The sequence below is a fragment of the Povalibacter sp. genome (genome assembly GCF_036520495.1).
GTDB lineage: Bacteria > Pseudomonadota > Gammaproteobacteria > Steroidobacterales > Steroidobacteraceae > Steroidobacter.
In genome coordinates this window covers 18,371-32,381 of the sequence record NZ_DATDJO010000065.1, presented here as the reverse complement: position 1 = coordinate 32,381, position 14,011 = coordinate 18,371, and the positions used below count along the sequence as shown (strand labels likewise).

The following is a 14,011-nucleotide window of genomic DNA, read 5'->3' as shown; positions in this document are numbered from 1 at the left end:
CAGCAGAGCACCGTTCCTTCTCTGGCCAGCAGCCCAGCGCCCGACAGCCCTTCACTCGAACGCGCGACCAGCAGCGCTTCGCACGGGAACTGCGTCACGATTCGACGCCATCGTTCCCGTCGCCGCGCATCCCGCCAGCCGAAGCACGCAGGCTGGCATCGCATTTGCTTTATCTGTCGTGGCCGTCAATGCGATGGCGATGTCAGGAAGCAAGCAAGTGTTGAGTTCGTATCGCTGGATAGTGGTAACTGTGCTGGGGAGCGTTTGCGCGATGGCGCAGGCCCAGACACAGACACAGACACAGACACAGTCTCTCGAGTCCATCCAGTCCGCCGCGGAGAAAAGCGTCACGGCGCTGCTGCCGCAGATCAAGGGCCGGTACTTCGTGACTGCCTCACGGCTCGATCCTCGCCTGCAGCTGGCCAGCTGTGCTGCGCCGCTCGAAGCGACACCATCGAACGCCACCGTCGCTGGCGCACGAAGAACGGTCGGTGTGCGCTGCTCCGCGCCTGCCTGGTCCATCTTTGTACCCGTCACCGTGGAAGTCGAGGCGCCGGTCCTGGTGTTGCGCCGAGCGCTGCCGCGCCGCGCCCCGGTCGACGCAGCCGATGTGGAATTGCAGACACGGCGCCTCAGCGGCGTCGAGGCCGGATTCATCAGCGATACCGGAAATCTGCGCGGACGACGGCTGCGCCGCTCATTACCCGCCGGTTCGCCATTGACTGCGGACGTGCTGGCTCCGGATGTCCTGGTGCGTCGCGGTCAGCAGGTCACGCTGTTGGCTGTGAACGGACCGTTCGAGATTCGCGCACAGGGTCAGGCTCTGTCGGATGGCAGCGAGAAAGAGCGCATCCGCGTCCAGAATGTGACGTCGCGCAAGATTGTCGAAGGTGTGGTGGAAAATTCATTCACGGTCCGGGTCGATCGCTGACCGGGACGCTCGATGCTGCGTCAATCTGCTGGCGGAGGGACAAACCCCGAGGCGGCCGACTGCATGAGTGAGCACTGTGTCACGAGACGCGATCCGAATGAGGCCGTGAATCCGGGGAAGCGAATCGCATCGATGAGGAACTGTTTAACCTATTCTGTGCCCTGCGAACGCGCTCTTGCGAGTTTGCCCTAAGTCCCTGCTCAGGCTGCTGCGGAAGAACTTGCTAAAGTTCTCAGAATTGCCGCCGCTACAGGGTTCGTGGAGTACAGGAGTGATGACCGTGAGCATCAAGATCAGTGATTTCCAGAACCGCCCCGTGCAGGCTGGCACCGACAAGACGGTGTCGCGCGCCGGTGATGCGTCTGCTGCCCCGGCAGACACCGCGGCCGCCGGCAGCAATCCGGTTCAGATCACCGATCAGGCACGGAAGCTGGCCTCGCTCGAGCATGCTGTGAAAAGCCTGCCCGTCGTCAACGAATCGCGCGTCGTGGAAATCCGCCTCGCACTGGAAGAAGGTCGCTACCAGGTCGACGCGGAACGCATCGCCGACAAGCTGCTGCGCACCGAACAGGAACTGGGCTCGCGCTAACAAGAGATTTCACCAACGTGGATCCACGCATCTGTCGCGACACACTCGAACGGCTCCTGACCGAGGAAGCCGGCACGCTCGCGCGCCTGGAAGAACTGCTCGACAAGGAACACGAGTTCCTCACGAGCAATGACGTGGACGAACTGGAGAAAGCCGGCGAGGCTCGCCAGAGCTGCATCGCCGCCATGATCGCCATCGAAGACGAACGCCGCTCGCTGTGCCGCATGATGAGCGTGTCGGCGGATGCGATGGGCCTCGACAAGCTACTCAACTGGTGCGATCCCTCACACCAGCTCAAAACCCGCTGGGCCGCCTGCGCCCAACGCGCCGCCCACTGCCGCAGCCTGAACGATCGCAACGGCGCGCTCGTCGCTGCACGACTGAAACGCGTCGAAGGCATGCTCGGTGTCATCACCGGCCGCGCCAGTCAGCCCAAGGTCTACGGCAGCAAAGGCAGCTACGAAGTCTCCGGTCGCAGCGATCGGGTGATCGCGCGAGTCTGATCAGGGACCAAGACACAAGCCCGCAGAGGAAGACAGGTACACAAAAAAGCACAAAGGAGCACAAATGACGGAGAGGCTCGCTGATTTTTCGTGCTCCTATGTGCTTTTTTGTGTACCTCGCCTTGTCTTAGCGTGACTTCGTTCAGCCATTCATCCGTGTGAGATCCACCGGACGTTCCGCTGGCGGCGCATCTCCGCTTCCCACCGCATCGCCCAATCGCATCAGGATGCTCGCCGTCTGCGCGTGCCCTTCTCCCCTGAGCATTCGTGACACCGCCAGATTCAGCAGTGCGTTGGCGATGTATTCGCGCTGCGCTTGCGGCACGTCGTGCAGCAGGCATTGAATGCGCTGCATGACGGACTGCAGCTGCGCCACTTCGATTGCACAGTCGTCGTCGATCACGACGCGTGTCAGGCAGCGGGGGGTTTGCGATATTGGCATCGATCACCTCGTCGATTCGGGCTGATCACTGAAAGTTTTCCCCGAAGCGTTACCGCGAACTTGCCGCTGCATCGGCTGGCGCGGAGGCATCGTTGCGAACCAGACGGTGGCGAGCGTGCAGCCAGGGCGTGGCAGCGGCGCAGAAAAGCACGGCGAGCGGCACGGCCAGTGTGGACAGCCATGCCAATCCACCATGGAAAGCACCGAGGACATCGATCCAGCCCCGCAATGCCACCATCGCGGCCAATGCAGCCGTGACGTGAGCGGGGAACGCTCGCACTGGCCGAGACCACCAGCGTTGTGCAGGCAACGCAGAGTACGCAAGACCCATCGCCGCGACACTGGCGGCAAACAGGATGATCGGTGTCAGGACAGTCATGGTCATGCCACTACCTCGTCACCGTTGCGGTGGAAAAGACTCATCGCCGTGGGCGATGCGGTAGCTGGCTATGCAGGTCGCCCGGCCGGGCGCTGGCTGCGGGGCGGGCTGTAAATGATTACTTGGTCAGAATCAGTTTGTTGCTGTGGGTCAGCCGCAGCCGGTAATAACAACCGCTGTGCTCGATCAGGATCTCTCTCGATCGATCGAACAGCGCGTCGGATCGAATACAAGGAATCGCCGGCCCACGGGTGTTGAGCTCCGGGGCCGGCGATGAAATATCCGCAGAGCGGATTGGGGGTTTGGTGGAGAGCACGTCCATGGATGCAAATGATAATGATTCTCAATACCAATGCAAGCGGAATTCTGGGGCGTAAGGGGAGGCGCTGACTCGGATACGGAATTTCACACGGAGATCACGGAGTACACGGAGGTTCGAAAAAGAGGAAGGCTTTCCACTCCGTGCCCTCAGTGATCTCCGTGTGAAATCTCGGCGCCTTTTGGCTGGTGCGGGCTCAAGCCACCGCAGGACGGTCGCGACTGCGAGTCGTCAGCCCGCACGCACTGGCTACCGCAGCGCCCCCATCGCCGTGAGGGCGTCGCGAATCACTTTCTGGTTGTCACCCGCATCGCCGCCCTCTCCCGCTTCGATCTCATCGGCGCGTGCGAACAACGGTTGAAACAATCCGAGTTTGTCGACGGGTCCGCGCAGCGTGGCACTGCCCTGCTTCGCAAAGATCGTTGCCCATGTGTCGCGAACTTCGTCCCAGAACGCTTTGGTCTTGTTGAAGTACCGATCCGCGCCCGAAAAATCCGCGCCACGGATTCGCTCGTACCGTGCAACGCCGTACTCGCGCGCGACGTAAGGCTTCGCTGGATCGAGCGCGCGCTCCGCCGTCAGCACGGCCTTGAGATTGTTCTCCTCCTGCACCCAGCCGGTCGCGCCGATCGTGTGACGATTGGTACCGATCAGCACCTGGTAGTCATCGCGCACGCTCCACTCGCGGCGCGGCAGCGGCCGCCAGGTCTGGCAGCTCAGCCAGCTGGAAAAACTTGCCGAGTGTTCCCAGCGTCCGATGCTCGCGTACCGTGGCGATTCGTCGACCTGATATACGGTCTGACTCCAAGCGCCGCCGATCTCCCCTTTCGTGGTGGCGTGCCGCTCCCAGCGATCGCGACCCCGATGCTCCACGATGAAGTCGGGCTCGTACTGCCAGTCCTGTCGCCAATGCTTGGTGACCATCGGTTCGCTGATGGAACCGTCCTGCATCACGACCCGCATTTCGAGAATGTGCACGAGGCTGATCGACTTGCCGTCATCGCTGTCGACATAGACCTTCTCGGTGCCCCACGACTGATACGGAGCGTTGGGTTTGTCGAGCGTCGCGAAGGGCACGACTTCGAGAAAATCGAAGGTCACGCGATAGGTGCCTGCCATCGCCAGAATGGCGCGGCGATCCTTCTCGAACGGCGACAACCCTGGCGCCTGGAGCTGAATCCATTGCGGCGAGGGCTCGAGATCCAGCGTGATCGGCGCACCCTTCGTCGTGCCGCCCCGCGGCTGCAACGCCGTGCCATCCAGCGGCCAGGAAAAGGTATAGCGCGGCGCGGCTCCCGCAGATTTGCCGGCATACGCATCCGCGCCCAGCGCGGTCGCACCTGCCAGCACACACAAAATCGCACCGAGTGACAGCATCTTCATCGCAACACCTCAACACCTGTCCGCACGTCCGCCGTCGAGTATAGACATCCTCTGACACAGCCCGGCGCACGGAGTACTGGTTACACTAGTGGTCATCGACAGACCTGCTGCGAGTAACAGATATGACCACGACAGCCGCCGAACCGACTGCTGCAGACGTATTCGCCGCCGCCAGACGCCTCGCCGGCCATGCCACCGTCACGCCGGTCCTGCGCAACCGCATTCTGGAAGAGCGCGTCGGCGCCACCGTGGTGGTGAAGGCCGAATGCCTGCAAATCGGCGGCGCGTTCAAATTCCGCGGCGCCTACAACCGGCTGTCGCAACTCGATGCGGACGAGCGCAAGCATGGCGTGGTGGCCTGGTCCTCCGGCAATCATGCGCAGGGGGTGGCGGCCGCCGCGCAACGACTCGGCATTCGCGCCACCATCGTGATGCCCACGGATGCGCCGGCGATCAAGGTCGACAATACGCGCGCGATGGGCGCGCAGATCATCACCTACGATCGGCATACGCAGGATCGCGAGCAGATCGGCCGCGATCTGGCGCGCGAACGTGGCGCCATCGTCGTGCCGCCCTACGACGATCCGCACATCATCGCGGGCCAGGGCACGGCGGCGCTGGAACTCGCGGCGCAGACGCGTGCCTTGCTGAATCGCGATCTCGACGCGCTGCTGGCGCCGTGCGGCGGCGGCGGACTCATCTCAGGCTGCGCGCTTGCGATGTCGGAGGTCAGCCCGCAGACGAAAATCTACTCCGTGGAACCTGCCGCGTGCGACGACACGGCACGCTCGCTGCGCTCCGGTAAGCGCGAAAGCAATGCGCCTGGCGCGCGAACCGTTTGCGATTCACTGATGCCCATCACTCCGGGCGTACTTACGTTCGCCATCAATCAGCAGCGACTCGCCGGTGGACTCACCGTCACCGACGACGACGCACTCGATGCCATCGCATTTGCGTGGCGCGAATTGAAGATCGTGGTGGAACCCGGCGGTGTCGTGGCACTGGCCGCCCTGCTCTTCGGTGGCTTCGATTGCCGCGGCCAGACGGTCGGCATCGTGTTGAGCGGCGGCAATGTCGACCCGGCGTTGTATCGCGAAGCGCTGGGGCGACCGATGCGCTGAAAAAGCCAGCGAGGCCATTCTCTGCCTCCCTTCATGGAGGTGCGCAAACCTGCAGGTCACTGCCCAGGTGCACCGCTGCATTCGCGCATCATGTCGTTAGAAAAACAACCGCGCCGCTCACGGCGATTGCGAAACCTGCGAACCGATTCAACTGGATCTGCAAGGGCGCATTGGCCTGACGCATCGCCGCCATTCCTGCGAGCACACCCAGCGCATGCAGGATCACCGTAGCGGTGACGAATCCCACCGCATAGATACCGATTTGCGACGAAGGCGCTTCGGCCGCGTGGGCGTAGCCGTGAAAGATTGCGAACATCGCGACCAGCAACGCACTCGCGACGACGGGCAGTCGCACTCCAACCGCGACGAGCACACCCAGCACGATCACGGACAGGGCGATCATCGGTTCGATCGCAGGCAAGGGTGTGCCACTGAGCGCCAGTCCCGCACCCGCCACCATCGCCAGGGGAAAAACGATCGGCAACGTCCACACCGCACGACGCCCGAGGCGGACGGCCCAGAGACCGACGGCAATCATGGCGAGCAGGTGGTCGAGACCGCTGAAGGGATGCAGAAATCCGGCCGCAAGATCGTGCGCGCCGTGTCCGTCGGGATGCGCGAGCGCCAATGACGACATCGCACTCAGCAAAAGGCCGATCGTGAAGCGGGGCGCAGACGTTGTTGTCATGATTTTTCCATAGTAGTCCCGGACGCGCAGCGACAATAGCCGACGCGCCGGAACACAGACAAACGTCATTCGACGTAGCCGCGAGTTGCCGGCATCTTAAAAAAATCCGGTTGACGCCGGACCGCCGACCCCAATATCTTGTGTCTGCCAGCGGTGCTCACCCCCAGGGGATGGGCCTAAGAGGGAATCCGGTGCGATATCTCGAATATCAATTCCGGAGCTGCCCCGCAGCGGTAATCGGGAACGAAAGGCGTCGAGACACTGCAGTTCAAGCAACTGCGGGAAGTGACGCCCGGTAGATCAGGTCTCGCCAGAGACGCGCCCGAAAGCCCGAAGACCTGCCGCGGTCGTTGCGCCATTTGCGCGACGAACAGGCTGTCGGGCTCTCGTGGGTGGAGCTGGCGGAAGACACTCGCATTCCTTGAGCAGTGTCATCCCCGCGTTCCTTTCATCGTGGCCCGTTTACGCTCGCGGGAGCGGCAGGCCACGAGTCCATGCATCGCATGCGGCCCTGCCCGGCCGCGTCGAATCGTGGGTCGTGGGCCTTGCTGTCTTTCCGGAGCATCGAGACCGGAGAGACACGAACATGCTGCAAGCCACACCACCCACGGTAGCGACCCCACCCGCGCAATCCGGATTCAAGCTGACGTCACCGCCCACTGCCCGCACGCAGATGCGCGTCACCAAGCGCAGCGGCGATCACGAACCCGTCGACGTCAACAAGATCGTGCGCGCCGTTGCACGCTGCGGCGACGGCCTCACCGCCGTCGATCCCATGCGCGTCGCGCTCAAGACCATCGCCGGACTCTACGACGGCGCCACGACGCGCGAACTGGACGAATTGTCGATCCGCACCGCGGCGTCGTTCATGGTCGAGGAACCGGAGTACTCGAAACTCGGAGCCCGCCTGCTCGGCGCCTTCATCGACAAGGAAGTTCAGGGACTCGGCGTCTACTCGTTCTCGCAGTCGATCCGCCTCGGCTTCGACACTGGCCTCATCAATGAGCGCGTGCTCGGCTTCGTCGAAGCCAATGCACGCAAGCTCAACGACGCGATCGATGCGTCCCGCACACTCGGCCTCGAATACTTCGGCCTGCGCACGCTGTACGACCGCTACCTGCTGAAGCACCCGACGCGCCGCCTCGTGATCGAGACGCCGCAACAGTTCTGGATGCGCATCGCTGTCGCCCTGAGCGCGACCGTGCAGGAAGCCATCGACCTGTACCAGCTCTTCTCCCATCTCGACTACATCGCCAGTTCACCGACGCTGTTCAACGCGGGCACGCGCCATGAACAGCTGTCGAGCTGCTTCCTGCTCGATTCGCCGCAGGACTCGCTGGAATCGATCTACGACAAGTACAAGGACATCGCGCTGCTGTCGAAATTCTCGGGCGGCATCGGCGTCGCCTGGCATCGCGTGCGTTCCGAAGGCTCGCTGATCCACGCCACGAATGGACTGTCGAACGGCATCGTGCCGTGGCTCAAAACGCTGGATTCGTCAGTGGCCGCCGTGAATCAGGGTGGCAAACGCAAGGGCGCAGCCTGCGTGTACCTCGAACCATGGCACGCCGACGTGGAAGCATTCCTCGAGCTGCGGGACAACACCGGCGACGACAGCCGTCGCACGCATCACATCAATCTCGCCAACTGGATTCCGGACCTGTTCATGCGCCGCGTCGAAGGTGATGAGCAGTGGTCGCTGTTCGATCCCGTCGATGTGCCCGACCTGCCCGACCTGTTCGGGCCGGCGTTCGACACGGCGTATGCCCAGGCCGAAGCACGCGGTATCGCGCGCAAGACGCTGCGCGCACGCGACCTTTACGCGCGGATGATGCGGGTGCTGGCGCAGACCGGAAACGGCTGGATGACCTTCAAGGACAAGTCCAACCTCGCGTGCAATCAGACAGCGAAACCGGGCAGCGCGGTGCATTTGTCGAACCTGTGCACGGAGATTCTGGAAGTCACCAGCGCCGGCGAAACCGCGGTGTGCAATCTCGGCTCCATCAATCTGGCGCGCCATGTCAGCAGCGTCGATGGCCCGGTGTCCTTCGATTTCGAGCGACTGGCCCATACCGTCCAGGTGGCGGTGCGTCAGCTCGATCGCGTCATCGATCTGAATTTCTATCCGATCGCTACGGCACGGTCCTCGAACATGCGCTGGCGACCGGTCGGCCTGGGCGTGATGGGCCTGCAGGATGTGTTCTTTCAGATGCGGCTGCCGTTCGACAGCGACGGCGCGCGGCGCCTGTCGACGCAGATCGCCGAAACCATCTACTTCCATGCGCTGCAGACATCGCTGGAGCTGGCGCGCGAATGCGGCGCTCACGATGCATTCCAGGAGACGCGCGCTGCACAGGGCGAACTGCAGTTCGACGCCTGGGGCGTCACGCCATCGGACACTGCTCGCTGGGACGCATTGCGCAGCGAAATCCGCACCCACGGACTGCGCAACAGCCTGCTGATCGCCATCGCACCCACGGCGACGATCGCATCGATCGCCGGCTGCTACGAGTGCATCGAACCGCAGGTGTCGAACCTGTTCAAGCGCGAAACGCTCTCGGGCGATTTCCTGCAGATCAATCGCTACCTGGTCGAGGAACTGAAACAGCTCGGCCTGTGGACGGAGGACATGCGCACCGCGATCAAGGTCGCGGATGGTTCGATCCAGAGCCTCAGCGAGTTGCCGGAAGAACTGCGCGCGATCTATCGCACGGCGTGGGAATTGCCGATGCGAGCGTTGATCGATCTCGCCGCCGACCGCGGTGCGTACATCGACCAGAGCCAGTCGCTCAATCTGTTCATGGCGAATCCGAACATCGGCCAGCTTTCCAGCATGTACATGTATGCCTGGAAGCGCGGTCTGAAGACCACGTACTACCTGCGTTCGCGACCCGCGACGCACATCGCGAAAACGACAGTGACTGCGAAAACGAGCGATACCGATGCGGTGGTGTGCTCGCTCGAGAATCCGGAAATGTGTGAGGCATGCCAGTGAGAAGGCGCTAGGCGCTAGGCGCCAGGTTGAGACAAAAGTTCTTCCTAGGGCCTAGGGCCCAGGGCCTGCTCCCTACCGACATCCAGCAAATCAAAGAGCGATCCCATGCACTCACCCACCCCATCAAATCTGCTCGACCCGGGCTTCGATCTCACGCTGCGGCCGATGCGCTATCCGCGTTTCTATGAGATGTATCGCGCCGCGATCAAGAACACCTGGTCGGTGGAAGAGATCGACTTCCAGATCGACCTCGGTCATCTGCGCCAGCGCATGACGCCGGCGGATCGGCATCTCATCGAGCGGCTGGTGGCGTTCTTCGCCACGGGCGACTCCATCGTGTCGAACAACCTGGTGATCAGCCTCTATCGGCACATAAATGCGCCGGAAGCGCGCATGTATCTGTCGCGGCAGCTGTTCGAGGAAGCGCTGCACATCCAGTTCTACCTCACCCTGCTCGACAACTACGTGCCGGATCCCGAACGCCGGGCCCAGGCCTTCGCCGCCATCGAGAACATTCCCTCCATCCGTCGCAAGGCCGGGTTCTGCCAGCGCTGGACCGACGAGGTCTACGCACTTGGCAGCACCGACACCGATGCCAACAAGCGTCGCTTCCTGCTCAACCTCACCTGCTTCGCCAGCTGCATCGAGGGGCTGTTCTTTTTCGGCGCCTTCGCCTACGTCTATTTCCTGCGCTCGCGCGGTTTGCTGCCCGGTCTCGCTGCCGGCACCAACTGGGTCTTCCGCGATGAAAGCGCTCACATGGCCTTCGCCTACGAGGTGCTCAACACCGTGCGCCGCGAGCAGCCGCACCTGTTCGATAGTGAATGGGCGCAGCAGGTACGGACCATGATGGAGGAAGCGGTCGAATGCGAAGCTGCCTTCGCGGAAGACGTACTGTCGGAGGGAGTCGTCGGCCTGACCCGTCGCGAAATGCGTCAGTACCTGGAGTACGTCGCCGACCAGCGCCTGGTCATGCTCGGCTTGCCGGCGCGCTACCACTCACGCAATCCCTTCCCGTTCATGGAACTGCAGGACGTGCAGGAACTGACCAACTTCTTCGAACGCCGCGTGTCGGCGTACCAGGTGGCGGTTCAGGGCGAGGTAGCGTTCGACCAGACTTTCTGAAGATAAAAGCCAGGTACACAAGGGAGCACATATGAACGGATACCGGATTGGCGATCCTGACTTTGTGCTCCTTTGTGCACTGGCCTTTCTCCGGTGCCTTCAGCGCTCCATCTCCCAGATGCGCTTCGGCTCCATCGGCGAGACGAACAGGAGCTTGCTGCTCATGCCAGCACGAGCCACTCCCTGCACCTCGTAGAGCATCTCGAACGCCGCTGCACTGCTCGCACCGGTCTGCACCTGGGCGAGGCCGGACGCGGAGGAAATCGCGGCAGCGGCCTGCATGACACCTGTATCGCGTGCACCGGCGATGATGACGACCCGATTGGTTCCCGGACCGGGGAAAGCGGATACGAACCCGTAGTCGACATAGCGGCTCTCGGTCGTATCGCCGCCGGTGCTGCGGTAGCGAGCATCTGTTTGCAAATCGATGAGTTCGTCATAGGTACCGCCGAGCGCGATACGCGAGGCGGCAAAGGTGGGATCGCCGAGAATGCCGAGGCCGCTCAGGAAGCCGACGTAGACGATGTGACTGGTCGTCAACATGCTGCCGCTCAGGTCCGACATCAGCATCACGCGCACATTCTTTCTGGCAGCCAGCACCGGCACGATGTCCTGCAACGCGAACGCCGTGGAGGTGGGCAGGTACGTCAGGTTGAGATTGCGGTAACGCTCCATCACCTTCGGACTGACTTCGACCTGGTGAACGAAATCGCCGGTCGAGTTGATGAAGAATTCGCGCACCAGCCGGCGGATGTGACCCGACTCGTCGGTCTCACCCATCATGTAGTAGTCGCCGACCACGATGGTGATGGGCAGATCGTCGTCCAGCAGCGGCGCCCAGATCGCACTGGCGCGCACTGCATTGAATCGCTCATCGCTGCCGTCGGACCTCATCAGGGCGAAGGTGACGAGCGATCCCACAGCGACCGCAGCCAGCAGCGCGAGGACGGCCGGCCAGATCCGGCGCGGACGAACGATAGCCGGCGGGGATACGGGGAGGCTTACGGCATCCGCCATCGCACCGGGCTGCTCCTCGATCGTCAGGCGGTACTCGCCCTTGGGAATCGTGAGTCGCTGCGGCGTCGTGCCCAGGCCTGCGTAGTAGTCGTCGAGACGGCGCCGCAGCTTGTGGACGTACACGCGCACCACCGAGTCCTGCGACACATCGAAGCGACTGTCCTTGCCGAACACCTTGAACGCGATTTCCAGCTCCTTGGGGGCTTCGCCGGCCAGGGAGCGTTCGAGCAGGAAATCGAACAGCCGCGACAGCGCTCCCGGCTTACCGAGCGCGCCGCTCGCGCGGATCAGGTCGGCCTGTTGCTGCAAGGGGGAAGAGTCGACCACGGAGCACATGTCGAGAAATCTGGAGAGGCTTGAATCGTAACAGCCGAAGTCGCCGTTAACGTTAAATAACATCAGAGCAAACAGTAAATTACTGGCAAGACACGCCTCTCGAAATCACGCTGGCCAGGGTCGCGGCAGGCTCGCCACGACGTGCATCGACCAGAAAGAGGAGAACCGTCTTGTCACGCCAGTTCGTCGCCGTCGCCTTAGCGCTGTCAGCCGTTCCGGGCTTCTCGGCCGCCGCCCCCCTGGAAGAGGTCCTGGTGACGGCGCGCAGTATCGAAGACACGCTGCCCATTGAACTCGCCCGCTACGGCCATGACGTCGACACCGTCAGCGCCCAACGGATCGCCGCGGTCGGCTACGTGGACGCCAGTACGGCGCTGCAGTTCGAGATCCCCGGCCTGTTCGTCTCGCCGGGCAGCGGTCCCTTCGACTACGTGGATGTGTCCCTCCAGGGTTCGCGTCCGGGGGATGTGCTGTGGCTGGTCGACGGGGTTCGCATCAACAACCGGATCTTCAACGACACGAGTCCCGACACCCTGCCCGCGAACGTGATCGAGCGCATCGAAGTGCTCAAGGGCGCGGAGAGCCTCTTCTATGGGACGCAGGGCGTCGCCGGCGCCATCAATATCGTGACCCGCGCCTTCAGCGACGAGCCCGGCGGCAATGTCAAAGTCAGCGTCGACTCCAATGACGGCTACCACCTGGGAGGCTTCGGTCGCGGCGCCCTGGGCAATCACAAATTCGTCGCCTACGCGTCGCAGGACAAGGGCGACGGCTATCGGCAATACGACATCTACCAGCCGAGCGCGACCGACCGCGATCGCAGCTACGACGTGGCCAACGTCGGCGCGAAGTACGGCTACGACTTCGGCGAGCGTGCGCGCCTCGATCTCTCCTGGCACCACACCGATGCGACGCTCGACAACAACTCGGCCGCGCGCACCCGACGCAGCTACAACCATCGCAGCGAAGACATCGCCTCGGCGAAGTTCGGCGTCAAGGCCAACGACACGGTAGAGCTACTCGTGAAGGCCTACCTGCACGACTGGGATACGACCTACGCGAACATCCAGAATCGCCCCGCCACTTTCGAGGAGGTCGTGGTGTATGCGCCGGGCACGTACTGGGGTTTCAAGGATTATGGCGGCACTGCCCTGGCGAAACTGACGCCGGGCGGCAAGTTCGACTATCACCTCGGCTACGACTATCAGAATTACAGCGCGCGCGACGAGGTCTATCCCATTGCGGGCGAAACAGAGACGGTGCACGCCTTCTTCGGCGACATCCGCACGGCGCAGAACGCATTCGAGCGGCTGAACGTCGCAGCGGGTGTGCGCTACAACCGCGGCACCGGCGGCAAGGACGCGACGGTGTGGAACGCCAGCGCCCGCTACGAAATATCCAATGCGCTGTACGTCCAGGGCGTCGTTGGCACGGCCTTCCTGCTGCCGAGCGCGGAGCAGCTCTACTACGTGGGCGTTCCCGGTGACGACGAATACTCCGGCAACCCCGACCTGAAACCCGAAGAAAGCCGGAATCTCAATCTCTCGATCGGCGGTGACATTCCTCTCGCATCGCGCACCCTCGCCTGGAAACTGACGGGCTTCGCGCGCGATGTCGACAACCTCATCGACGTCGGTTACGACGATCCGGCGTACCCCTTCGGCCGTTATGAGAACGTGGCCGGCACGGTCGAAGTGCGCGGCGCTGAAGTCGCGCTCACTGCGCCGCTGAGCGAGCTCTTCCGTGCCAACGCCAGCTACACCTACACACGCTCGCGCGATGAAGGTTCCGATCAGCAGCGGCCGCGTACGCCGGAGCGTTTCGCGAAAGCCGGGCTTACCTATGCGCCGGCGCAGGGCCGCGTCGAGGCAGATGCGTCGCTCTACTGGGTAGGCGATGTCTACTGGGTGCTCGGCGCGTTCGGCCGCCAGAACTTCGGCAACTACACCACGCTGAATCTGTCGGGCCGCGTCTACCTCGATACAGCACGCCATCATCGTATCGGCGCGAGCGTCGAGAATGTCTTCGACGAGATCTACGCGACGCGGCTGGCACAGTCGCCGGCCGACAGCGGCAGCGGCCCCGTCATGGTCCAGCGCCTCGGCGTACCGCAGACTTTCACACTCCACTACACCTGCAGCTTCTGATGCCCTCGGCCGGTTCCGATTCCGCTGGCGCACTCA

At 62.9% G+C, this 14,011-nt stretch carries 13 protein-coding genes and 1 riboswitch; of the genes, 7 read left to right on the top strand and 6 right to left on the bottom strand.

The window, feature by feature from the left end:
- The first annotated feature begins 271 nt into the window (after positions 1-271).
- From flgA to VIZ63_RS22265, 3 genes are all read left to right on the top strand, one after another.
- The gene (gene flgA / locus VIZ63_RS22275) at positions 272-931 is read left to right on the top strand and encodes a flagellar basal body P-ring formation chaperone FlgA (RefSeq protein WP_331612016.1); all 660 of its coding nucleotides are present in this window, start codon (positions 272-274) and stop codon (positions 929-931) included.
- A 280-nt stretch (positions 932-1,211) separates the two neighbouring features.
- Positions 1,212-1,520 (top strand): flagellar biosynthesis anti-sigma factor FlgM, encoded by a 309-nt coding sequence (flgM, locus tag VIZ63_RS22270; protein ID WP_331612015.1) that lies wholly within the window; start codon positions 1,212-1,214, stop codon positions 1,518-1,520.
- 17 nt (positions 1,521-1,537) lie between these two features.
- Positions 1,538-2,023 (top strand): flagellar protein FlgN, encoded by a 486-nt coding sequence (locus VIZ63_RS22265; protein ID WP_331612014.1) that lies wholly within the window; start codon positions 1,538-1,540, stop codon positions 2,021-2,023.
- Between the two features lie 142 nt (positions 2,024-2,165).
- Here VIZ63_RS22265 and VIZ63_RS22260 read toward each other — a convergent pair whose 3' ends face one another.
- The 4 genes from VIZ63_RS22260 to VIZ63_RS22245 form a co-directional block, all read right to left on the bottom strand.
- On the bottom strand, positions 2,166-2,465 hold the full coding sequence (locus VIZ63_RS22260; RefSeq protein ID WP_331612013.1) for a hypothetical protein: 300 nt from the start codon (positions 2,463-2,465) through the stop codon (positions 2,166-2,168).
- A 49-nt stretch (positions 2,466-2,514) separates the two neighbouring features.
- The gene (locus tag VIZ63_RS22255; protein ID WP_331612012.1) at positions 2,515-2,850 is read right to left on the bottom strand and encodes a hypothetical protein; all 336 of its coding nucleotides are present in this window, start codon (positions 2,848-2,850) and stop codon (positions 2,515-2,517) included.
- A gap of 112 nt (positions 2,851-2,962) precedes the next feature.
- Entirely contained in the window at positions 2,963-3,166 is a 204-nt protein-coding gene (hemP, locus tag VIZ63_RS22250) for a hemin uptake protein HemP (RefSeq protein ID WP_331612011.1), read from the bottom strand.
- A gap of 246 nt (positions 3,167-3,412) precedes the next feature.
- Positions 3,413-4,546, bottom strand: coding sequence for a DUF6607 family protein (locus tag VIZ63_RS22245; RefSeq protein WP_331612010.1), 1,134 nt, complete (start codon positions 4,544-4,546; stop codon positions 3,413-3,415).
- 122 nt (positions 4,547-4,668) lie between these two features.
- Here VIZ63_RS22245 and VIZ63_RS22240 point away from each other — a divergent pair, with 122 nt between their 5' ends.
- Positions 4,669-5,667, top strand: a complete 999-nt coding sequence (locus VIZ63_RS22240; RefSeq protein ID WP_331612009.1) for a threonine/serine dehydratase — start codon at positions 4,669-4,671, stop codon at positions 5,665-5,667.
- An 88-nt stretch (positions 5,668-5,755) separates the two neighbouring features.
- Here VIZ63_RS22240 and VIZ63_RS22235 read toward each other — a convergent pair whose 3' ends face one another.
- Positions 5,756-6,355 (bottom strand): HupE/UreJ family protein, encoded by a 600-nt coding sequence (locus VIZ63_RS22235; RefSeq protein WP_331612008.1) that lies wholly within the window; start codon positions 6,353-6,355, stop codon positions 5,756-5,758.
- A gap of 133 nt (positions 6,356-6,488) precedes the next feature.
- Positions 6,489-6,715: riboswitch (cobalamin riboswitch) on the top strand.
- A 226-nt stretch (positions 6,716-6,941) separates the two neighbouring features.
- Between VIZ63_RS22235 and VIZ63_RS22230 the strand changes: the two genes are divergently transcribed.
- Both VIZ63_RS22230 and VIZ63_RS22225 read left to right on the top strand, forming a co-directional pair.
- On the top strand, positions 6,942-9,350 hold the full coding sequence (locus VIZ63_RS22230; protein ID WP_331612007.1) for a ribonucleoside-diphosphate reductase subunit alpha: 2,409 nt from the start codon (positions 6,942-6,944) through the stop codon (positions 9,348-9,350).
- Positions 9,351-9,455: 105 nt separating this feature from the next.
- A complete protein-coding gene (locus tag VIZ63_RS22225; RefSeq protein WP_331612006.1) occupies positions 9,456-10,475 on the top strand; it encodes a ribonucleotide-diphosphate reductase subunit beta in 1,020 nt (339 codons plus the stop codon).
- A 99-nt stretch (positions 10,476-10,574) separates the two neighbouring features.
- On the opposite strand, the gene VIZ63_RS22220 is transcribed toward VIZ63_RS22225, so the two are convergent.
- A complete protein-coding gene (locus VIZ63_RS22220) occupies positions 10,575-11,819 on the bottom strand; it encodes a hypothetical protein (protein ID WP_331612005.1) in 1,245 nt (414 codons plus the stop codon).
- A gap of 179 nt (positions 11,820-11,998) precedes the next feature.
- Between VIZ63_RS22220 and VIZ63_RS22215 the strand changes: the two genes are divergently transcribed.
- Positions 11,999-13,975 carry a TonB-dependent receptor plug domain-containing protein gene (locus VIZ63_RS22215; protein WP_331612004.1) on the top strand — a complete coding sequence of 659 codons (1,977 nt, stop codon included), beginning with the start codon at positions 11,999-12,001 and terminating at the stop codon, positions 13,973-13,975.
- The last annotated feature ends 36 nt before the right edge of the window (positions 13,976-14,011 follow it).

What these genes read in the sequence shown, in the direction of transcription:
- VIZ63_RS22225 (WP_331612006.1), top strand. Translation starts at nt 9,456, where the DNA reads ATGCACTCACCCACCCCATCAAATCTGCTCGACCCGGGCTTCGATCTC.
- VIZ63_RS22240 (WP_331612009.1), top strand. Translation starts at nt 4,669, where the DNA reads ATGACCACGACAGCCGCCGAACCGACTGCTGCAGACGTATTCGCCGCC.
- flgA (WP_331612016.1), top strand. Translation starts at nt 272, where the DNA reads ATGGCGCAGGCCCAGACACAGACACAGACACAGACACAGTCTCTCGAG.
- VIZ63_RS22235 (WP_331612008.1), bottom strand. Translation starts at nt 6,355, where the DNA reads ATGACAACAACGTCTGCGCCCCGCTTCACGATCGGCCTTTTGCTGAGT.
- VIZ63_RS22260 (WP_331612013.1), bottom strand. Translation starts at nt 2,465, where the DNA reads ATGCCAATATCGCAAACCCCCCGCTGCCTGACACGCGTCGTGATCGAC.
- VIZ63_RS22245 (WP_331612010.1), bottom strand. Translation starts at nt 4,546, where the DNA reads ATGAAGATGCTGTCACTCGGTGCGATTTTGTGTGTGCTGGCAGGTGCG.
- VIZ63_RS22255 (WP_331612012.1), bottom strand. Translation starts at nt 2,850, where the DNA reads ATGACCATGACTGTCCTGACACCGATCATCCTGTTTGCCGCCAGTGTC.
- VIZ63_RS22230 (WP_331612007.1), top strand. Translation starts at nt 6,942, where the DNA reads ATGCTGCAAGCCACACCACCCACGGTAGCGACCCCACCCGCGCAATCC.
- hemP (WP_331612011.1), bottom strand. Translation starts at nt 3,166, where the DNA reads ATGGACGTGCTCTCCACCAAACCCCCAATCCGCTCTGCGGATATTTCA.